This is a genomic window from Actinomadura formosensis (genome assembly GCF_050948385.1).
Lineage (GTDB): Bacteria > Actinomycetota > Actinomycetes > Streptosporangiales > Streptosporangiaceae > Spirillospora > Spirillospora formosensis.
Genome location: NZ_CP192011.1, coordinates 1,169,096 through 1,188,289 on the forward strand (window position 1 = coordinate 1,169,096; position 19,194 = coordinate 1,188,289).

Sequence of the window (19,194 nt, forward strand, 5' to 3'; positions counted from 1 at the left end):
CGATCCTTGACGGACTTATTTTGTGCGCTGCCGGACGCGGCGGGCCGGCTGCCCGCTCACCACCGGGGTCCCCAGATGGCCGTTGACCAGGGTGTTCAGGGCGCGCAGCAGCATCTCGCGCTCGTCGGGAGGCAGCGAGCCGAGCGCCGCCGCGTGGACGCCGTCCACGATCTCCTGGCTGCGGGCCGCGACCCGTGCGCCCTCCTCGGTGACCGCGATGATCCGGGCCCGCCGGTCCCGCGACGACGGGCGGCGCTCGGCGAGACCGGCCTTCTCCAGCGCGTCGACCGTGACGACCATCGTCGTCTTGTCCATGTCGCCGATCTCGGCGAGCTGGATCTGGGTGCGCTCCTCCTCCAGGGCGTGGACGAGGACGCAGTGCATGCGCGGCGTCAGCCCGATCTCGGCGAGCGCCGCCGTCATGCGGGTCCGCAGCACGTAGCCGGTGCGGTCGAGCAGGAACGACAGGTCGGGTTGCCTGCGTCCGGGGGCCATCGAGGTCATGCGTCCAGCCTATCCGTTTGGTTCCGTTCTGGATTATCTAGAAGCCTTCGCGTTCCGTCGTCTATCCTTGGAGCGTGAGCCGTATCGCATGTCCGAACTGGTGGCCGTCCTAGGACGGCCGGCAATCGCGCATGCATCGGGCCGTCCGCTGGACGGCCCTTTCTCCTTCTCGGCAACGAGGGCGCCCGGCGGGCCGGCCGGACCGAGCCGAGGAGAGACCCCATGCAGACCACACCCGACACCCGCAGCCGTGAGCTGGAGGAACGCATCGCCGCCGATCCCGGCGCGTTCCGGATCCTGACCGGCGACCGGCCCACCGGGCCGCTGCATCTCGGCCACTACTTCGGCACCCTCGCCAACCGCGTGCGGCTGCAGAAGGCCGGGGTCGAACTCTTCGTCCTGGTCGCCGACTACCAGGTGCTCACCGACCGGGACGTCGCCGACCACCTGTCCGAGCACGTCGAAGGGCTGGTCGCCGACTATCTGGCCGTCGGGGTCGATCCGTCCGCGGCGACGATCTTCCGGCACAGCGCCGTCCCCGCGCTGAACCAGCTGATGCTGCCGTTCCTGTCGCTGGTGTCGGTCGCGGAGCTGAGCCGCAACCCGACCGTGAAGGACGAGATCGCGACATCCCGGCAGGCGTCGGTCAGCGGGCTGATGTTCACCTATCCCGTCCATCAGGCCGCCGACATCCTGTTCTGCAAGGCGAACCTCGTCCCCGTCGGCAAGGACCAGCTCCCGCACCAGGAGATCACCCGCACGATCGCGCGCCGCTTCAACGAACGCTACGGCCCGGTCTTCCCGGTGCCGGACGCGCTGCTGTCCGCCGCGCCGAGCCTCCTCGGCGTCGACGGCCTCAAGATGAGCAAGAGCCGTGGCAACGCCATCACCCTGTCCGCCGGGCCGGACGAGACCGCCCGGCTGATCAGGCGGGCGGTGACCGACCCGGACCGGCACATCACCTACGAGCCCGAGACCCGTCCGCAGGTGTCCAACCTGGTGCTGCTCGCCGCGCTCTGCCAGGAGCGTGACCCGCACTCCGTCGCCGCGGAGATCGGGGACGGCGGCGCCGCCGCGCTGAAGAAGGTCGTGACGGACTCGGTCAACGAATTCCTCCGCCCGCTCCGCGCCCGCCGCGCCGAACTCATCGCCGACCGGACGTACCTGCGCCGGGTCCTCGCCGAGGGCAACGCCCGCGCCAACGCCGTCGCGGACCGCACGCTGGACGAGGTCAGGTCGGCGATGGAGTCCTAACGCGGGCCGATGCCGCGCAGGACGACCGCCACCAGCTCGTCCACGGCGTCCAGGGGCACGCGGTGCGCGAGGTTCTCGCCCTGGAACAGCACCGACAGCACCGGCTCGTGGCAGGCACCGACGATCATGGAGGTGGCGGCGTCCACCGGCGCGTCCGGGGCGAGGCGGCCGAGGTCGCGTTCGGCCCGCAGGTAGCGGGCGAGCCGGGTGCGCCAGTCCTCCTCGCCGCCGCTCAGCGCCGCGAACCGGGCGAGGACCTCGGGCCGCGCGATCAGGCCGGCGAGCGCGGGCAGCAGCCCGTTGTGCAGGGTCAGGCCGTAGGCGACATACGCCCGCAGGTTCTCCTCGATCGTCGCGGTGCCGGGTTCGGGCAGCGGGCCGAGCGTGCTCGCCACCGACTCGGCGCGGGCCCGCAGCGCGTGCGCGAGCAGGTCCTCCTTGTCGGCGAAGTGGTTGTAGAGGACGCCGTCGGCGACGCCGGCCTCCCGCGCGATCGCCCGGACGGTCAGGCCGGCCGTCCCGCGCTCGGCCATCATCCGCTCGGCCGTGGCGATCAGGTGCTCGCGCAGGGTCCGGTCGCCGGTGCGCACCGCTGCCGCTTTTCGAGGTGACATCACCTCGAATCGTATTCGCCCGGCTCGAATCCGCGGGCGGCGAACTCCGGCGGGAACCCGGAACCGGCGGCTCCGTGTCCGCCGGCCCGGTTCATCTCCGTGCCCGCACCAGCCGGGCGACGCTGTGCAGGCGGACGGCGCCGTCCCGCTCGAACCGGCCCATCGCCTCGGTCAGCGTGTCGAGCAGCTCGCCGCTCGCGCCGTAGTTGTGGCGGATGGGGCCCCAGCCGGCGAAGAACTCCGCCGCGTCCCGTGCGTCCCGTCCCCAGATCTGCTCGGTCTCCACCAGGTCCGTGTGGACGTCCCGGAACCCGGCCGCCTCCAGGATCTCCTGGACGCGGCCGGGGTCGGCCAGCGACAGCGGCCCCCGGTGCCCGATCGGGGGCTCCGCGAGCGGTGGCAGCGCCGAGATCACCGTGCCGAGGTCGGACTGCGCCGGCGGTGTCATCGCGAGGAACGCCAGCCGCCCGCCGTCGCGCAGCGCCCGCCGGACGTTGCCGAACGCGGCGACCGGATCGGCGAAGAACATGACCCCGAACCGGCTCATCGCCGCGTCGAAGGCGCCCTCGGGGAAGGGGTGGATCTGCACGTCGCCCTGCTCGAACGTCACGTTCGCGACGTCCTCCTCCTTGGCGAGGGTCCGGGCGCGGTCGAGCATCGGCGCGGACAGGTCCACGCCCGTCGCGCCGCCGAGCCGTGCCCGGCCCGCCGCGAGCCGGGTGACCTGGCCGTTGCCGCAGCCGAGGTCGAGGACGCGGTCACGCGGCCCGATCGCCGCCGCGTCCAGCAGGGACTCGTTGTATCCCCCGTTGACGGCGTCGTAGCGGTCGTAGTGCCCGGCCCAGTGCTCGCCCTCATAGCCGTTCCATGCCTCGGCCTGATGGGTGTTGACGATGTCCGCCATGTCTTCTCCTTGATGTGAACGCACGTTCATGAACGTACGTTCATGCAGGGTCGCCCGTCAAGGCCGTGATGAGCGTATGCGGGAGGTCGGCGTGCTGCGGTCCGGGATCGAGGTTGCCTGCCTAAGGGCAGGGGATTCCGGCCGTCGCCGGCCGGGTTTCCCGCTTCGTCGCCGTCTGCCCGCCGGGCTCGCGCCGTTCGGGTCTTACGCCGGCTCCACAGGCCGATGCCGCCGGCCCGGCGGCCAGAACGTTCTTCGCGGTGTTGACGTCCCGGTCATGCCGGGCGCCGCACCCGCCGCATTCCCATTCCCGCACGGGGATGGGATAGAAACGGTACCGAAACGCCCGCTTCACCTGCCGCGCCTGCACCCTAACGGGTTCTCTGTGAATGAAGGAGGGAGCGGCGTTCCTCCCTCCTGAAGGCGGAGAGGAAACGCCGCAAATCCGATGAACCGGCCGCAGTACCGATATCTCCCCCTGATGCTGAACGCTCCGCACCCCCCAGCCGGGGAAGAGCTTCCGGGGCCCGCGCCCGCCGGGGAGGAGTTGCGGGGCCGGTATGACGGCTGAATTGGGGCGCCGGGCGCTGAACCGGGCGCTGCTCGCGCGGCAGATGCTGCTGGAGCGGCACGCGATGCCGGTGCTGGACGCGATCGAGCATCTCGTCGGGATGCAGGCGCAGGCCCCGAACCCGCCGCACATCGGGCTGTGGAGCCGGCTCGCGGACTTCGCGTTCGCCGACGTCGGCGCGCTGCTGACCGATCGCCGCGCGATCCGGATCGTGCTGATGCGCGGGACGCTCCACCTGGTCAGCGCCCGTGACGCCCGCGCCCTGCGTCCGCTCACCCAGGTGGTCCTCGACAACCACCTGAAGGGGCGGGCGCGGGAACTCGGCGGCGTCGACCTCGACGCGGTCACCGCCGACGCCCGCGCCCTGCTGGCGGACGAACCGCGCTCCGACAGGGAACTCCGGGCGCTGCTGGCCGAACGGTGGCCGGATGAGGACGCCGAACTCCTCAACTGGGCGGTCCGCTGCCGCCTGCCGCTGGTGCAGGTGCCGCCGCGCGGTGTGTGGGGCGCCTCGGGGGTGGCCAGGCACACGACGCTCGACATATGGCTGGACGGCCGGGCGGCGCCCGCGCTGTCGCTGGACGAGGTGGTGCTGCGTTACCTGCGCGCGTTCGGGCCGGCGAGCGTCCAGGACGTCCAGCAATGGTCGGGTCTCACGCGCCTCGGCGAGGTCGTGGAGCGGCTTCGCCCCGGGCTGCTGGAGTTCCGCGACGAGAACGGCCGCACCCTCTACGACGTGCCGGACGCGCCGCGCCCCGACCCCGGCGCCCCGGCGCCCGTCCGGTTCGTCCCGGACTTCGACAACCTGCTGCTCTCGCACGCCGACCGGGCCCGGATCATCACCGAGGAGCACCGCAAGCGCATCTTCACCGTCAACGGCATCATCCGCGCGACGTTCCTCGTGGACGGCTTCGTCCACGGCATGTGGAAGATCGAGAAGAAGCGCGGCGAGGCGAGGCTGCGCATCGACTCCTTCGGCCCGATCCCGAAGCGGGAGCGCGCCGCCCTGGAAGAGGAGGGCGTGCGCCTCCTCGCGGCGGCCCACCCCGGGGCCGGGTCACACGTCGTCGAGTTCCGCTAGCCCGGCCGGATGATTGTCGAGTTCCGTCCGGATTCGGGTGGTTCGAGGGTCAGCTGGAGGGGACGGGGCCGTCCACCCCCGCCTCCATCTGCGCGAAGCCGGCACGCCACGACGCGACCTGCGGCTTCCACCCGAGGCCCAGCGCCTTCGCGTTGGACACCGGGCGGCCCGTCGCCGCGGCGTGCCTGCCGGCGCTGCCCGGCGTGGGCGCGCCGAGGGCCGCGCTGTAGACCGGCAGCCAGTCCGCCGTGGTCGCCGGCTCGTCGTCGACGATGTTGACGGCCCCGGCGGGCCAGTCCAGCGCCGCGAGCGCCGCCGACGCGGCGTCGTCGGCGTGCACGAACGACGTCCACGACGGCGTGGGGCGCAGGCTGCCCGCGCGCACCCGCTCGGCGATGGCGCCGTCCGGCGCGTACCACGTCCCGGGGCCGTAGAGCGCCCCGTAGCGCAGCACCACGCCGTGCGGCATCTCGCCGACGGCCTCCTCCAGCGCCGCGACGCCCTCGTACGGGAGCAGCGAGGAGTCGAGCGGGTCGGTCTCGACGGCCGCCGTGTCGCCCGGCACGTACAGCCACGCGATGCTCTGCGCGATCATCGTCTCGACGCCCGCGGCCTTGGCGGCGTCCACCAGGTTGCGGGTGCCGGCGATCCGCAGCCGCGAGTTGGCGGCGAAGTCCTCTTCGCTGAGGTCGGTGAGCTGGTGGATCACGATGTCCGGACGTACCTGCGCGACGGCCTTGCGCACCGCCGGGCCGTGGAGCATGTCCACGACGACGGGCGTGGCGCCGAGGTCGCCGAGCAGCCCGGTGCGTTCGGTCCGGCGCGTCGTCCCCGCGACCTCATGGCCCGCCTGGACGAGCAGCGGGATCAGCCGGCGACCGACGACTCCGGTCGCTCCGGCGAGGAGAATCTTCAAGGGAGTACCTCCGCGACTGTCACGCCTTGTGAGATCGTCTGTCTGGACTGCGCCTGGCGTTTCGGCATGGTAACCCCCCTGTGCCCGGCCGGACGAAGTCGGACGAGCCGCGCCGTCCCCCCGGGCCTCGTCCGCCCATGAGCGTACCGTCGGGAATCGGTCGAACGCGTTTCACGTCCGGCGCGGGTGAGAATTCTTGTCATCTGACGGGGTCCGGCCATCGTGGAGGGCGCGCACATGAAGATCACTCTCGTCCGGGGCGACATCACCGAGCAGGAGGTCGACGCGGTCGTGAACGCGGCCAACTCGTCGCTGCTGGGCGGGGGCGGGGTGGACGGCGCGATCCACCGCCGCGGCGGCCCCGAGATCCTGGCCGAGTGCCGCAGGCTGCGCGCCTCCCACTACGGTGGCGGCCTGCCGGCCGGCCAGGCGGTCGCGACGGCGGCCGGGCGGCTGGCCGCCCGCTGGGTCATCCACACCGTCGGGCCGGTGTACTCCTCGGCCGAGGACCGCTCCGGCCAGTTGAGCTCCTGCTACCGCGAGTCCCTGCGGGTGGCGGACGAACTGGGCGCCGGCTCGATCGCCTTCCCGGCGGTGTCGGCGGGCATCTACGGCTGGCCCATGGACGACGCCGCCCGCATCGCCGTCGGCACCGTCCGCTCCACCGCGACCCAGGTCGCCGACGCTCGCTTCGTGCTCTTCACCGAGGACGGCTACGGCGCCTTCGCACGCGCCCTGGGCATGGCCTGATCGTGTCAGGGGGGCGCCCCGCACGCCCCCCGCAAGGGGCACCGGTCAATCCTCCTTGGGCGGCGGCACCACCAGGACCGGACGGTGCGCATGGTGCAGGACGCGGGTCGAGACGCTGCCCAGGATCACCGACCGGGCACCCGCCAGACCGCGGGAACCGGTGACGACCAAGGACGCGTTCAACTCGTCCGCGACGTCCACGATGGCGGCCCACACCGGCCCGCCGCCGCGCTCGGCCCGCGTCGTCACCTCGGTCGACCCGGCGGCCAGCGCGATCTCCGCGCCCCTGCCCGCGAGCTGCTCGGCCTGCTTCTCCTCCTCGTACTTGTCACCGGGCGCCTCCGCGGTGACCGGGGTCGCGGTGGCCAGCGGCGCCCAGGTGATCTGCGTCAGCAGCGGCTCCCACACCGTCATGATCACGGTCGGCTCGGGCCTGAGGTGCCGTGCCGCGTACTCCACCGCGCTCCGCGCGTCGTCAGAACCGTCGAAGGCAATCAGAATCGTCATATCGAAGACCTCTCCAAGATCGTCCCGGCCGAATCCGAATCCGCTGATCAGTGGCCGATCTCTCAGGCGGACGCGGGGGCGCGGCCGGTGCCGGGCGGGCCGGCGAAGGCCTGGGCGATGTCCAGCCAGCGGCCGGCGTCCGGGCCGGTGGCGACGAGGCCGAGGTCGGCGCGGTGGCGGCGCTGGGTGACGGCGTGGCAGAAGTCGCGCGCGGGGCCGGTCACGGACTGGCGCGCCTCCGGCGGGCCCCACGTCCACTCCTCGCCGCCGGGACCGCGCAGGACGACGCGGAACTCCTCGGCCGGCGGCTCCAGGCCCCGGGTGCGGAACGCGAAGTCGCGGGTGCGGACGCCGATGTGCGCGACGTGGCGGAGCCGGTGCGTGGGCTCGCGGATTTCGCCGAGCGCGTCGGCGATGTCCTCGCCGTGCGCCCATGTCTCCATCAGGCGCGCGGTGGCCATGGACGCGGGGCTCATCGGCGGGCCGAACCAGGGGAGGCGGGTGCCCGGCGGGACGGCGGCGAGGGCGCCCGCCATGCGGCGGCGTCCGTCGCGCCAGCGCGCGAGAAGGCCGGCCGGGTCCTCCTCGGCGCCTTCCCGCGCGCCCGCCTCGACGTAGCCGGCGGGATCGGCCAGCGCCCGCTCGACGAGTTTCGCGAATGCGGCGGCATCGGTGGCCGCGACGACGGCCTGGTGGTCCGTCCAGGCGAGATGGGTGATCTGGTGGGCGATCGTCCAGCCTTCGGCCGGGGTGGGATCCGCCCAGCGCGCGGCGGGCAGCGGGGCGACCAGGGCGTCGACGGAGTCGCCCTCGGCGGCGAGGTCGGCGAGCAGGCTGTGCAGGTCGGGCATGCCGCAAGGATCTCGCGCGGCGGGTGCCGCCGTACAGAGCCGAACCGAATTTCGTTCAGGTCAGCAGTGCGCGGGCGGCCGCGTAGTCGGCCTTGCCGTTGGGGAGGCGGAGGGACGCGCCGGTGCGCACGAACGCCTTCGGGATCTTGTAGCGGGCCAGGTGGGCGGCGCAGCCCGCGCGCAGCTCGTCGTCGGGCGGGGCGCCGGCGGGGGTGATCACCGCGACGATCTCGGTGCCCCAGCGCCGGCTCGGCCGGCCGACGACCAGCGCGTCCGCGACGCCCGGCAGCCCGCGCAGCACGGTCTCGACCTCCTCCGCGAACACCTTCTCGCCGCCCGTGTTGATCGTCGTGGCCTCGCGTCCGTGCACCTCGACGGTGCCGTCCGCGAGCAGCCGCGCCCGGTCGCCCGCCACGACCAGCCGTTCGCCGTCCACGGTGCGGAACGTGGACGCGGTCTTCACCGGGTCGCCGAGGTAGCCGAGCGGGATCGAGCCGCCGCCCTTGGCCAGCCAGCCCAGTTCGTCCTCGCCGGGCGTGAGCCGCCGGGACCGGTCGGCGGACAGGACGGCCGTGCCGGGCACGGCGGCGAACGCCGTCGCGGACGAGCCGCTCCGGGTCACCTGGAACCCGGACTCGGAGGAGCCGAGAACGTCCACGATCCGCGCGTGCGGCAGGAGTTCCAGCATCCGCGCCTGCACGCCGGGGCTGATCGCGGCGGCGGAGTTCACGAACGTGCGGAGCGAGCCGAGGTCGTGGGGACGGGCCTCCAGCGCCGCGACGATCGGCCGGGCGAACGCGTCCCCGACCAGCGGCATCCGGGTGATGCGCGCGCGCTCGGCGGTGGCCATCAGGTCGGCGGCGTCCAGGCCGTCCACCCGGTCGGGGAACACCACGCAGCCGCCGCCGCACCAGCCGCCGAGCGCCGACCATGTGCCCGCGCCGTGCATGAGCGGCGGGCCGACGAGGACCCGGACATCGCCGCGCACCGCCCGCTCCACGGCCTCGCCGAGATCGATGATCGGCGCGCCGTCGCGGCGCCGGAGCCCGAGCGGGCCGAGCATCAGGTCGCCGATCCGCCACAGCACGCCCTTCGGCATGCCCGTGGTGCCGCCGGTGTAGAGGATGTGCAGGTCGCGGGCGTCGGGGCGCAGCGGCAGGGGATCGGGCGACGCCTTGGCGAGGGCGTCCTCGTAGTCGAGAGCGCCGGGCAGGAGGGCGGCGCCGGACCCGTCCGCCACCTGGAGGAGCAGGGGCGGCCGGGGGAGCCGCTCGACGACGCGTCCGATCGCGTCCGCGAAACGCGCGTGGTAGAGCACGGCGGCCGGGCGGGCGTCGCCGAACAGGTGGGCGAGTTCGCCGTCCACGTACCGGTAGTTGACGTTGAACGGGGCGACCCGCGCCTTGTGCGCGCCTACCAGGCCCTCCAGGTATTCCGGGCCGTTGTGCAGGTAGAGGGCGAGGTGGTCGTGCGGTGACTCCCATGGCTCGCACGCCGCGCCGTGCAGGCCGAGGCCGTGCCCGTGCAGGACGTTCGCCAGCCGCCGCGTCCGGTCGGTGATCTCGCGCCAGGTCATCCGGCGGTCGCGCCACACCAGGCACTCGCGGTCGGGGACGGCGGCGGCGATGGCCTCGTGCAGGGTCGCCAGATCGAGCATCGGCACTCCTCGGGAGACGGCGTCGGCAGCACCGTAACCGAGAACTTACCGAATCTGGTTCTGGGTGGCTCGGATGGAGCCGGAAGACGTACGGGGCATAGCGGGCGACAAGGAACAATTACCGCGTGCCCCCAGCCCACAAGCCGCGGGGGGAGGTCACCCGCGGCACCACCGCTCCCAACCGGCTGCGCCGCATCGACCGCTGGATCGCCGCCACCCAGGCCGTCCCGCTGCGCTCGGACCCGCGTCCGCTGGCCGTCGACCTCGGCTATGGCGCGTCCCCGATCACCACCGTCGAGCTCTACACCCGGCTCCGTCCCGTCTCGCCCGGCCTGGAGATCGTCGGCATCGAGATAGAGCCCGCGAGGGTCGCCGCCGGCCATGCCTTCCTGGCCTCGCTGAACGTGGCCGCCGGGGGCCCCGGAGCGTCCGCCGGGCGGCCGTACGAGGGGCTGTCGTTCCGGCGCGGCGGGTTCGAGCTGCCGGTTCCACGTCCGCCCGTGCTGGTCAGAGCGTTCAACGTCCTACGGCAGTACGAGGAGCCGGCGGCCTGGCGCGCCTGGGACGATCTGCGCGCGCGCCTGGCGCCCTCGGGCGTACTCGTCGAGGGGACGTGCGACGAGATCGGGCGCCGCGCGGTCTGGGTCACCCTCACCAAGGACGGCCCCCAGACCATCACGTTCGCGGCTCATCTGGGCTCGCTGGAGCGCCCGTCCGTGCTGGCGGAACGGCTGCCGAAGACGCTGATCCACCGGAACCTCCCCGGCGAACCCGTCCACGCGCTGCTGACCGCGTTCGACCGGTGCTGGGCCATGGCCGCGCCGCACTCTGCGTTCGGCCCACGTGCGCGCTGGGTCGAGGCCGTGTCGCTGCTGGCGCGAACCCACCCCGTCCTGACCCGTCCTCCGTACGGTGGACGGAACCGCTGGCGCCTCGGTGAGGTGACCCTCCCCTGGACGGCGGTCGCGCCCCGCCGCCGGTGAAGCCCTACTCGCGATGAAGCTTGTGGGGGGCGGCCTGCACGCGCGGCTGGACGTCGATGCGGTCGATGTTGACGTGCGGCGGACGGGTGACGGCCCAGGCCACGCAGTCGGCGATGTCCTCGGCGACCAGCGGTTCCGGGACGCCCTCGTACGGCTTGGCGGCCTTCTCCGCGTCCCCGCGGAACCGGACCAGCGAGAACTCCTCCGTCTTCACCAGTCCCGGCGCGATCTCGGTGATCCGGACCGGCTCGGCCACCAGTTCCAGCCGCATCACCTCGTTGACCGCGTGGGCCGCGAACTTGGCCGCGTTGTACCCGCCGCCGCCCTCGTACGCGACGTGCGCGGCGAGCGAAGTGATGTTGACCACATGCCCGACGCCGCTCTCGATCAGCTTCGGCAGCACCGCCTTGGTGACCCGGGCGAGCCCGAGGACGTTCGTGTCGTACATCACCTGCCACTCGGCGAGGTCGGCGCTCGCGACCGGGTCGAGGCCGAGCGCGCCGCCGGCGTTGTTGACCAGGACGTGGCAGGTGCCGACCGCCGCCGCGAGCGCGTCCACCGACTCCTGCGACGTCACGTCCAGGGTGAACGGCGCCACCTTGCCCGCGCCCGGCACGGTCTCGGTGATCTCCTTGGCCAGTGCGTCGATCCGGTCGCGGCGCCGCGCGGCGAGCACGACGTTGAACCCCTCCGCCGCCAGGCGCCTCGCCGTGGCGGCCCCGATCCCGCTGCTTGCTCCGGTCACTATCGCGGTCTTACGCATGCGCCCAGCCTCCCAGGTCGGCGGGCGCGGGGGCGCCGGTGAGACCGATCACTGTGGCGAGATGTCACGAATGCCGCCCTTGCTGAGGGAACACCTAACACGGTCGATAGGTTGCAACACCGGAGGTGGTGTGCAGTGTCGCGTCGTATCAACCGGGTTGCGACGGTCAGTATTCATACTTCCCCCCTCGACCAACCTGGTACCGGCGACGCGGGCGGCATGAACGTCTACATCGTCGAGGTGGCCAAACGGCTGGCCGCCCGGGGCGTGGAAGTCGACATCTTCACCCGTGCGACCTCGCGGGCCCTGCCCCCGGTCGTGGAACTCGCGCCGGGCGTCCTCGTCCGGAACATCGTCGCCGGGCCGTTCGAGGAACTGGACAAGACCGACCTCTCCCGCCATCTGTGCGGCTTCACCTCCGGGGTCCTGCGGGTCGAGGCGGCCCACGAGCCCGGCCACTACGACCTTCTGCACACGCACTACTGGCTTTCCGGGCAGGCCGGGTGGGCGGTGAAGCAGCGCTGGGGCGTCCCGCTTGTCCACTCCATGCACACGATGGCGAAGGTCAAGAACGCGGCCCTCGCGGGCGACGACAAGCCCGAACCGGCCGAGCGCGTCCTCGGCGAGGAGCAGGTCGCGGCCTCGGCCGACCATCTCATCGCCAACACCGCCAAGGAGGCCCGCGAACTCGTCGGCCTCTACGACGCCGACCCCGCGCGCGTCGCGACCGTCAGCCCCGGCGTCGACCTCTCCCTGTTCCGTCCCGAGTCGCCGCTCCTCGCCCGCGGCGCCGGACTCCTCCCGCATCGCACCGGCCCCGCCCGCCGCCGTCTCGGCCTGCCGCGCGACGCGTACGTGCTGCTGTTCGTCGGCCGGATCCAGCCGCTCAAGGCACCGGACGTCCTGCTGCGCGCCGTCGCCCGCATGCTCGCCGACGACCCGTCGCTGCGCTCGAAGCTCGTCGTCGCCGTCGTCGGCGGACCGTCCGGCTCCGGACGCTGCCGCCCGGAGGGCCTGCAGTCCCTCGCCGCCGACCTCGGCATCTCCGACGTCATGCGCTTCGAGCCGCCGAGCCCGCAGGCGGAACTGGCCGACTGGTACCGGGCCGCGGACGTCACCGTCGTCCCGTCCCACAGCGAGTCGTTCGGGCTGGTCGCGGTCGAGTCGCAGGCGTGCGGGACGCCCGTCGTCGCGTCCCGCGTCGGCGGCCTGTGCACCGCGGTCGCGGACGGCGAGTCCGGCGTGCTGATCTCCGGCCACGACCCGGCCGACTACGCCGCCGTCCTGCGCCGCCTGCACGCCGAGCCCGGCCTGCACGCGCGGCTCGCCCGCGGCGCCGTCCGGCACGCGGCCGGCTTCGGCTGGGACGCCACCGTCGACCGCCTCCTGGACGTGTATACCGGTGCCATGATGCCCGTTCCCGTGGCCGCGGAGGTCTCAGCATGAGCGAAGCGAACCGTGGAGCAGGTGTGAACCCCGTCGAGACCATCAGGGAGACGCTGAAGGCCGCCGAACTGGAGTTCGACGAGCCGCGTGAGAACGCGTTCTTCGTCAAGCTCCCCGGGCAGCACAAGCTCGCCACCATGACGTGGCTGATCGTCGGCGACCACTCCCTGCACGTCGAGGCGTTCTTCTGCCGCCGCCCCGATGAGAACCACGCCGAGTTCTACCGGTTCCTCCTGGAGAAGAACGGCGGGATGTACGGGGTCGCGTTCGCGCTGGACGACGTCGGCGACGTTCACCTCGTCGGGAGGCTCCCGCTCGCGGCGATCTCCCCGGACGAGATCGACCGCATCCTCGGCTGCGTCCTCACCTACTCCGACGAGAACTTCGACAAGGCCCTCGAACACGGATTCAAGACGTCCATCCAGCGCGAGTGGGACTGGCGGGTCAAGCGCGGCGAGAGCCTCGCCAACCTGCAGGCGTTCGCCTCCTTCGCGGACCCGGCCAACCGCGAGTGACCAGCGCCGGGCCGATAGGCTCTGGTGTCATGGCGACCCTGGTATTGCTCCGGCATGGCGAAAGCGTCTGGAACGCGGAAGGGCTGTTCACCGGCTGGGTGGACGTCGACCTGTCCGCGAAGGGCGAAAGCGAGGCGACCCGCGGCGGCGACCTGCTGCTCGACGCCGACATCACCCCCGACGTGGTGCACACCTCCCTGCTGAAGCGGGCCATCCGCACCGCCAACATCGCCTTGGACGTCGCCGACCTCCTCTGGATCCCCGTCAAGCGCTCCTGGCGGCTGAACGAGCGCCACTACGGCGCCCTCCAGGGCAAGAACAAGGCGCAGACGCGCGAGGAGTTCGGCGAAGAGCAGTTCATGGTCTGGCGCCGCTCTTACGACACCCCGCCGCCGCCCATCAAGGACGACGACCCCCTGTCCCAGGTCAACGACCTCCGGTACGCCGAGCTGCCGTCCGAGCTGATCCCGCGCTCGGAATGCCTCGCCGACGTCGTGGACCGCCTGCTGCCCTACTGGTACGACTCGATCGTCCCGGACCTGGCCGCCGGCAGGACCGTCCTGGTCGCCGCGCACGGCAACTCACTCCGCGCGCTGGTCAAGCACCTGGACGACGTCTCCGACGAGCAGATCGTCGGCCTGAACATCCCGACCGGCATCCCGCTCGTCTACGAGCTGGACGACGACTTCGCGCCCCTCAAGCGCGGCGGCGAGTACCTCGACCCGGCAGCCGCCAAGGCCGCGATCGAGGCCGTCAAGAACCAGGGCGCCGCCAAGAAGGACGAGCCCAAGGCCCCGGCCCCGCCCGCGAAGGACGCCAAGTCCAAGGACAAGCCGAGGCGAGGCCGCAAGAAGTGACCCGCTGAGGGCCGCAAGAAGTGCCCCAAGGGGAAAGCCCCCGCGCCCTGCGGCGCGGGGGCTGCTGCTACCTGGGAACCGGAAGGGCTACCTGGGGAACCGGACGGTGAGGCGGGCGGCGCGGCCCTTCTCGCCGGCGGCCCAGCAGCCGCCGTCGGACGCGCAGTCCACGGTGTCGAAGCTGCCGCCGTCGAACTGGGTCCATGTGCGGCCGCCGGTGAAGGTGACGTCACTGCCCGTCGGGCCGACGGTGAGCGCGGCCTGGCCCGAGTACCGCGGCCACGTCACTCCCGACCGGAATTCGGCCGGGGGAGTCCGTGCGGGCCGCCAGGTGCGGCCGCCGTCGCTGGTCGTCGCCGCGGCCTGCGGGGACGAGGCGCCGGGGCGGTAGTCACCGCCGACCACGATGCCGTGCCGGGAGTCGCGGAACGCGACCGCGAACGCGCCCTGGGTCGGGCCGCTGGGCAGCGGCGTGTCGGCGACCGTCCAGGTGAGGCCGCGGTCCCCGGAGTGGAACACGCGCGCCCGGGACCCGCCGCCCGTGGCGAGCCACACATCCCGGGACCCCTGGCCGACCAGGCATTGCCCGCTGGCCGCGAACCCCATCTCGCCCTCCAGCGCCGGCGGCATGCCCTTGGACGGCAGCACGCGCCAGCTACGTCCGCCGTCCCGGGTGGCGATGATCCGGAACTTGCCGTCCACGGGGTCGCTCATGGCCAGCCCGTGCCGGGAGTCGAAGAACGTGACGCAGTCGTAGAACGCCGTGGGCTCGTCGTTCTTGAAGCCGAGCGTCCAGGTGCGGCCGCCGTCCGAGGTCCGGTAGAGGCGGGACGCGTCGCCGCTGCCGATCGCCAGCACGACGGCCCGCCGCGCGTCGAACGCCTCGATGTCGCGGAAGTCCAGGCCCGCGGTGCCGGGCGGGGCGACGTTCTGCCAGGTGCGGCCGCCGTCGGTGGTCCGCAGCACCGTCCCGCCGCTGCCCGAGAGCCAGGCGACGTCGCGGCCGACCGCCGCCAGCCCGCGCAGCCGCGCCTCGGTGCCGGTCGGGGTCAGCCGCCACCCCGGCTTGCCGGTGTCCGCGTTCGCGGTGGCCGGTACGGTGAGTGACGCCGCGACCACGGCGCCGCACACTCCAGCGAACGACAACTTCCGTACGAGTGCCCTCATCAGCATCATGAACCGCCAAGCTAACGAAAGCGGATCATGCCGTCCAGACCCAGGTGGGAAAGCTCTGGTCAGGAAAAATCGTTGATCTCCTCCGGGCGCCGGCCGGTCACCAGATAGACGACGTTCTCCGCCACGTGGACGGCGTGGTCGGCGAAGCGTTCGAAATACCGTCCGGCCAGCGTGATGTCGACGGCCGGTTCGACGCCGTGCTTCCACCTGGGGGACAGCAGGATGTCGAACAGGCGCCGGTGCAGACGGTCCATCTGGTCGTCGTCGGCGTCCAGTTCGAGGCCCCTCTCCACGTCCTGGGCCGCGATGACGCTGCCCGTCTTGGCGATCATGCGTTCGGCGATCTGCCCCATCTCCAGGACGGTGGCCTGCAGCTCCGGCGGGACGGCCGACTCGGGGTGCCGGCGGCGGGCGGTCTTGGCGAGGTGGACGGCGAGGTCGCCCATGCGCTCCAGGTCACCGCTCATCCGCAGCGCGGTGATCAGGGTGCGCAGGTCGCCCGCGACGGGCTGCTGGCGGGCCATCAGGTCGAACACCGTCGCCTCGATGTCCGCGTCGATCTTGTTGACGTGCTCGTCACCGCTGATGACCTCCTCCGCCAGCCGCAGGTCGGCGTCCAGCAGGGCGGTCACTGCACGGGACATCGCGGACCGGACGAGCCGGGTCATCTCCACCAGGCTGTCGGTGAGGGAGTCGAGTTCCTCGTGGTAGGCGTCGCGCAATTGAAGTCCTTCGAGGTGAGCCGGGGGACGGGCGGGAGGGGCGGACTCGCCCACGCCACAGCCTGCCCCGCCGGTATGAACACCTCCCCATGGAAAGGTGAACTTTCGGGGAACGGCCGAGTCCCGACCTGGGCCGTTGGGAAGGGCAGGTCGGAAGGCCGCCTACGATCCGAGGTGTGGAGGTCGAGATTGTCGCGAGCCTCGCCGGGCTCGCCGGGCTCGCGATCGGGCTCACGACTGGATTGGCGGTGCGCGTGAGCGAACGAGCCCATCGGACGGCGGCCCCGGCGACCCCGGTGGGCACCCTGCCCCCCGGTGTCGCGTCGGTGCTCAGCGTCCTGCGGTCGTCCGCCGTCGTCGTGGACGGCGAGGACCGGGTGCTGCGCGCCAGCTCCGCGGCCCGCGCGTTCGGCCTGGTCAGCGGCGACCGGCTGGTGGTGGACGAGGTCCTCGCCATGACCCGGCTCGTCCGCCGGGACGGGGAGATCCGGGAGAGCGAGATCCAGGTCGGGCCGACGCGGGTGCGGAGCCGGGCGGACGGGCGCTGGTTCGCGGTCCGCGTCGCGCCGCTCGGGTCGCACGGTCTCGTCCTCGTCCTGGCCGAGGACCTCACCGACATGCACCGCACCGAGGCCATCCGCCGCGACTTCGTCGCGAACGTCAGCCATGAGCTGAAGACCCCGGTCGGTGCCCTGTCGCTGCTGGCCGAGACCGTCGAGGGCGCCGCCGACGACCCGGAGGCCGTCCGCCGGTTCGCCGGGCGGATGCAGTACGAGTCGGTGCGGCTGACCAACCTCGTCCAGGACCTGATGACGCTGTCGCGGGTCCAGGGGGACGAGCCCCTGCCCGCCCTGGAGCCGGTCGTGCTGGACGAGGTCATGGCGGAGGCGCTCGAACGCTGCCGGACCAGGGCGTCCGCCAAGGAGATCGAACTGGCGTCCGGCGGCGAGGAGGGCCTGCGGGTCCGCGCCGACCACGAGCTGCTGGTGACCGCGCTGCGCAACCTCGTCGACAACGCCGTCGCCTACAGCCCCGAGAACACCCGGGTCGTGGTCTCGACCCGGCGGTGCGACGACCGGCATGCCGAGATCAACGTGTCCGACCAGGGCATCGGCATCCCGGAGAGCGAGATCGGCCGGATCTTCGAGCGCTTCTACCGGGTCGACCCGGCGCGCTCCCGGCAGACCGGCGGGACCGGGCTCGGCCTCGCCATCGTCAAGCACGTCACCGGCAAGCACGGCGGCGACGTGACGGTGTGGAGCAAGGAGGGGCACGGGTCGACGTTCACGATCCGGCTCCCGCTGCTCGACGGCCCGTCCCGTCCCGCCGCGGGGACCGCAGGCAAAGACCCAGAGAACACCGCCCGGGAGGCATCACCGTGACCCGTGTGCTCGTCGTGGAAGACGAGGAGTCGTTCAGCGACGCACTGTCGTACAACCTGCGCAAGGAGGGCTTCGAGGTGGCGGTCGCCGCCACCGGCCCCGACGCGCTGGACATCTTCGAGCGGGGCGGTGCCGACCTCGTGCTGCTCGACCTGATGCTGCCGGGGCTGCCCGGCACCGAGGTGTGCCGGGAGCTGCGCGCCAGGTCCAGCGTCCCGGTGATCATGCTGACCGCGAAGGACAGCGAGGTCGACAAGGTCGTCGGGCTGGAACTCGGCGCCGACGACTATGTGACCAAGCCGTTCTCCACCCGGGAGCTGGTCGCCCGGATGCGGGCCGTCCTGCGCCGCCAGGGCGAGGCCGAGGAGCCGGCGCCCGTGGCGCTGGAGGCCGGGCCCGTCCGGATGGACGTGGAACGGCACGTGGTCAGCGTCGGCGGCGAGCCCGTCCAGTTGCCGCTGAAGGAGTTCGAGCTGCTGGAGGTGCTGCTGCGCAACGCCGGCCGCGTCCTGACCCGGATGCAGCTGATCGACCGCGTGTGGGGCGCCGACTACGTGGGCGACACCAAGACGCTGGACGTCCACATCAAGCGGCTCCGGGCCAAGGTCGAGGAGGCGCCGTCCACGCCGCGGCACATCGTCACCGTCCGCGGACTGGGCTACAAGTTCGAGCCCTGACCGGTACGGAGAACGGCCCGTCCGCGGCGGACGGGCCGTTCCTTTCCGCTCGGGGCAGGCGCCTGCCGGTCAGGCGCCCTGGGTCGGCTCGGTCGTCGGCTCGGCCGCACCGGGAGACGGGCTGTGCGACGGGTTGTGCGAGGGGCTGTGCGACGGGCTCGTCGAGGGGCTCGGGGTGGGGCCGCCGGATGCCGGCCCGGTCGGCGAGGCCAGCGGGTAGGTGAGGAAGTCCCCCTGGTGCGGCACCACGGGAGCCTGGAACTCGACCGTGCCCGCGTGCTCGAACTGCATCCGCACCGGGACGTCGGTTCCGGCGAGCAGGTCCCTGGTGAGCCCGGTCAGCACCACGAGCGGCTGTTCACCGGCCGGCGTCGCCGGAAGGGCGCTCTCCTGCGGGCCGGTCGTGTTGCCGGACGTCGGGGTGCCGGACGTGTTCGGCGTCGCCCCGGTCCCGGTGGGCTCCTGCGTCGGGGTGCCCGTGGGCTGCTTGGTCTTCTTCTCCCCGGACGGCGTGGTCGCGGGGGCCGGGTGCGCCTTGCCGAGCAGCTTGACCGCGCTGCCCGTCCCGTCCGCCGCGGCGGGCGGCAGCGTGATCCCGCCACCCTCGATCCTCGCCTGGCCGAAGACGGGCGAGCTGACCGAGACCAGGCGGTCCTGCCGGCCCTCCACCTGGTTGATCATCACGCCGTAGAGCGGTAGGGACGCGCCCGCCTTGAGCGTCTCACCGGACTGCCCGCCCAGCAGGAACATGTTGCGCAGGTTGATCTGCGCCGCCTCGGCCTTCTTCGTCGGGAGCGACACGTTGACGCCCTCGCTCAGGCGGCTCGGTGCGGCGGACTGGGGTTCCCTGCCGGCGCCGCAACCGGAGATCACCGGCGCGATCGCGACGGCGCCCGCGACGGCGAGCACGACCACTCGACGGCTGTTTCGGATCACGGCGTCGGTCTCCTCGCGAAGTGTCATCAAAGATGTGACATCGAAAAGTTGTGAGAGTGGCGTTGAGATACGCCAGGGGAAGCGTAGCGAGACCCTGCCGCAAGCCCCTCCCCGGGGTCGCCGACACG

Annotated in this window: 20 protein-coding genes; 9 read left to right on the forward strand and 11 right to left on the reverse strand. The window is 72.5% G+C overall.

Annotation, left to right across the window (positions count from 1 at the left end; translation table 11 throughout):
- Window positions 1-15: 15 nt before the first annotated feature.
- On the reverse strand, window positions 16-504 hold the full coding sequence (locus ACQP1N_RS05480; protein ID WP_433229447.1) for a MarR family winged helix-turn-helix transcriptional regulator: 489 nt from the start codon (window positions 502-504) through the stop codon (window positions 16-18).
- Between the two features lie 222 nt (window positions 505-726).
- On the opposite strand from ACQP1N_RS05480, the gene trpS reads away from it, so the two are divergent.
- Complete coding sequence (gene trpS, locus ACQP1N_RS05485; protein ID WP_433229448.1) at window positions 727-1,758, forward strand: tryptophan--tRNA ligase; 1,032 nt, start codon at window positions 727-729, stop codon at window positions 1,756-1,758.
- Here trpS and ACQP1N_RS05490 read toward each other — a convergent pair.
- Both ACQP1N_RS05490 and ACQP1N_RS05495 read right to left on the reverse strand, forming a co-directional pair.
- A complete protein-coding gene (locus ACQP1N_RS05490) occupies window positions 1,755-2,372 on the reverse strand; it encodes a TetR/AcrR family transcriptional regulator (protein WP_067796845.1) in 618 nt (205 codons plus the stop codon). The two genes, trpS and ACQP1N_RS05490, sit on opposite strands and share 4 nt — an antisense overlap.
- Window positions 2,373-2,463: 91 nt before the next feature.
- Window positions 2,464-3,276 (reverse strand): class I SAM-dependent methyltransferase, encoded by an 813-nt coding sequence (locus ACQP1N_RS05495; protein WP_433229450.1) that lies wholly within the window; start codon window positions 3,274-3,276, stop codon window positions 2,464-2,466.
- Window positions 3,277-3,836: 560 nt separating this feature from the next.
- On the opposite strand from ACQP1N_RS05495, the gene ACQP1N_RS05500 reads away from it, so the two are divergent.
- Window positions 3,837-4,928, forward strand: coding sequence for a winged helix DNA-binding domain-containing protein (locus ACQP1N_RS05500; RefSeq protein ID WP_433229452.1), 1,092 nt, complete (start codon window positions 3,837-3,839; stop codon window positions 4,926-4,928).
- Between the two features lie 49 nt (window positions 4,929-4,977).
- On the opposite strand, the gene ACQP1N_RS05505 is transcribed toward ACQP1N_RS05500, so the two are convergent.
- Entirely contained in the window at window positions 4,978-5,844 is an 867-nt protein-coding gene (locus ACQP1N_RS05505; protein ID WP_433229454.1) for an NAD-dependent epimerase/dehydratase family protein, read from the reverse strand.
- 237 nt (window positions 5,845-6,081) lie between these two features.
- On the opposite strand from ACQP1N_RS05505, the gene ACQP1N_RS05510 reads away from it, so the two are divergent.
- Window positions 6,082-6,594: an O-acetyl-ADP-ribose deacetylase gene (locus tag ACQP1N_RS05510; RefSeq protein ID WP_067796856.1), complete on the forward strand. Its 513-nt coding sequence runs from the start codon at window positions 6,082-6,084 to the stop codon at window positions 6,592-6,594.
- A gap of 45 nt (window positions 6,595-6,639) precedes the next feature.
- On the opposite strand, the gene ACQP1N_RS05515 is transcribed toward ACQP1N_RS05510, so the two are convergent.
- From ACQP1N_RS05515 to ACQP1N_RS05525, 3 genes are all read right to left on the reverse strand, one after another.
- A complete protein-coding gene (locus ACQP1N_RS05515) occupies window positions 6,640-7,101 on the reverse strand; it encodes a universal stress protein (protein ID WP_067796859.1) in 462 nt (153 codons plus the stop codon).
- Window positions 7,102-7,163: 62 nt separating this feature from the next.
- On the reverse strand, window positions 7,164-7,952 hold the full coding sequence (locus tag ACQP1N_RS05520; RefSeq protein ID WP_433229455.1) for a TIGR03084 family metal-binding protein: 789 nt from the start codon (window positions 7,950-7,952) through the stop codon (window positions 7,164-7,166).
- Window positions 7,953-8,007: 55 nt separating this feature from the next.
- Complete coding sequence (locus ACQP1N_RS05525) at window positions 8,008-9,609, reverse strand: AMP-binding protein (RefSeq protein ID WP_067796865.1); 1,602 nt, start codon at window positions 9,607-9,609, stop codon at window positions 8,008-8,010.
- Window positions 9,610-9,734: 125 nt separating this feature from the next.
- Between ACQP1N_RS05525 and ACQP1N_RS05530 the strand changes: the two genes are divergently transcribed.
- On the forward strand, window positions 9,735-10,592 hold the full coding sequence (locus tag ACQP1N_RS05530) for a methylase (RefSeq protein WP_067796868.1): 858 nt from the start codon (window positions 9,735-9,737) through the stop codon (window positions 10,590-10,592).
- A 4-nt stretch (window positions 10,593-10,596) separates the two neighbouring features.
- Here ACQP1N_RS05530 and ACQP1N_RS05535 read toward each other — a convergent pair whose 3' ends face one another.
- Window positions 10,597-11,355, reverse strand: a complete 759-nt coding sequence (locus ACQP1N_RS05535; protein ID WP_067796871.1) for an SDR family NAD(P)-dependent oxidoreductase — start codon at window positions 11,353-11,355, stop codon at window positions 10,597-10,599.
- 135 nt (window positions 11,356-11,490) lie between these two features.
- On the opposite strand from ACQP1N_RS05535, the gene mshA reads away from it, so the two are divergent.
- The 3 genes from mshA to ACQP1N_RS05550 are packed head-to-tail and all read left to right on the forward strand — an operon-like array spanning window position 11,491 to window position 14,173.
- Window positions 11,491-12,801, forward strand: a complete 1,311-nt coding sequence (gene mshA / locus ACQP1N_RS05540; RefSeq protein ID WP_067796874.1) for a D-inositol-3-phosphate glycosyltransferase — start codon at window positions 11,491-11,493, stop codon at window positions 12,799-12,801.
- A complete protein-coding gene (locus ACQP1N_RS05545) occupies window positions 12,798-13,316 on the forward strand; it encodes a YbjN domain-containing protein (RefSeq protein WP_067796877.1) in 519 nt (172 codons plus the stop codon). Before mshA ends, ACQP1N_RS05545 begins: the two co-directional genes overlap by 4 nt.
- Before the next feature lie 29 nt (window positions 13,317-13,345).
- Window positions 13,346-14,173: a phosphoglyceromutase gene (locus tag ACQP1N_RS05550; RefSeq protein ID WP_067796880.1), complete on the forward strand. Its 828-nt coding sequence runs from the start codon at window positions 13,346-13,348 to the stop codon at window positions 14,171-14,173.
- An 87-nt stretch (window positions 14,174-14,260) separates the two neighbouring features.
- Here ACQP1N_RS05550 and ACQP1N_RS05555 read toward each other — a convergent pair whose 3' ends face one another.
- Window positions 14,261-15,349, reverse strand: coding sequence for an oxidoreductase (locus tag ACQP1N_RS05555; protein WP_207393924.1), 1,089 nt, complete (start codon window positions 15,347-15,349; stop codon window positions 14,261-14,263).
- 59 nt (window positions 15,350-15,408) lie between these two features.
- Complete coding sequence (phoU, locus tag ACQP1N_RS05560; protein ID WP_067796883.1) at window positions 15,409-16,071, reverse strand: phosphate signaling complex protein PhoU; 663 nt, start codon at window positions 16,069-16,071, stop codon at window positions 15,409-15,411.
- 176 nt (window positions 16,072-16,247) lie between these two features.
- Here phoU and ACQP1N_RS05565 point away from each other — a divergent pair, with 176 nt between their 5' ends.
- Together ACQP1N_RS05565 and ACQP1N_RS05570 are read left to right on the forward strand one after the other, a co-directional pair.
- Window positions 16,248-17,453: a sensor histidine kinase gene (locus tag ACQP1N_RS05565; RefSeq protein ID WP_433229458.1), complete on the forward strand. Its 1,206-nt coding sequence runs from the start codon at window positions 16,248-16,250 to the stop codon at window positions 17,451-17,453.
- Complete coding sequence (locus ACQP1N_RS05570) at window positions 17,450-18,130, forward strand: response regulator transcription factor (protein WP_067796889.1); 681 nt, start codon at window positions 17,450-17,452, stop codon at window positions 18,128-18,130. The genes ACQP1N_RS05565 and ACQP1N_RS05570 overlap by 4 nt, the downstream gene beginning before the upstream one ends.
- Before the next feature lie 69 nt (window positions 18,131-18,199).
- Here the strand turns inward: ACQP1N_RS05570 and ACQP1N_RS05575 are convergent, their stop codons facing one another.
- On the reverse strand, window positions 18,200-19,066 hold the full coding sequence (locus ACQP1N_RS05575; RefSeq protein ID WP_131732336.1) for a hypothetical protein: 867 nt from the start codon (window positions 19,064-19,066) through the stop codon (window positions 18,200-18,202).
- Between the last annotated feature and the right edge of the window lie 128 nt (window positions 19,067-19,194).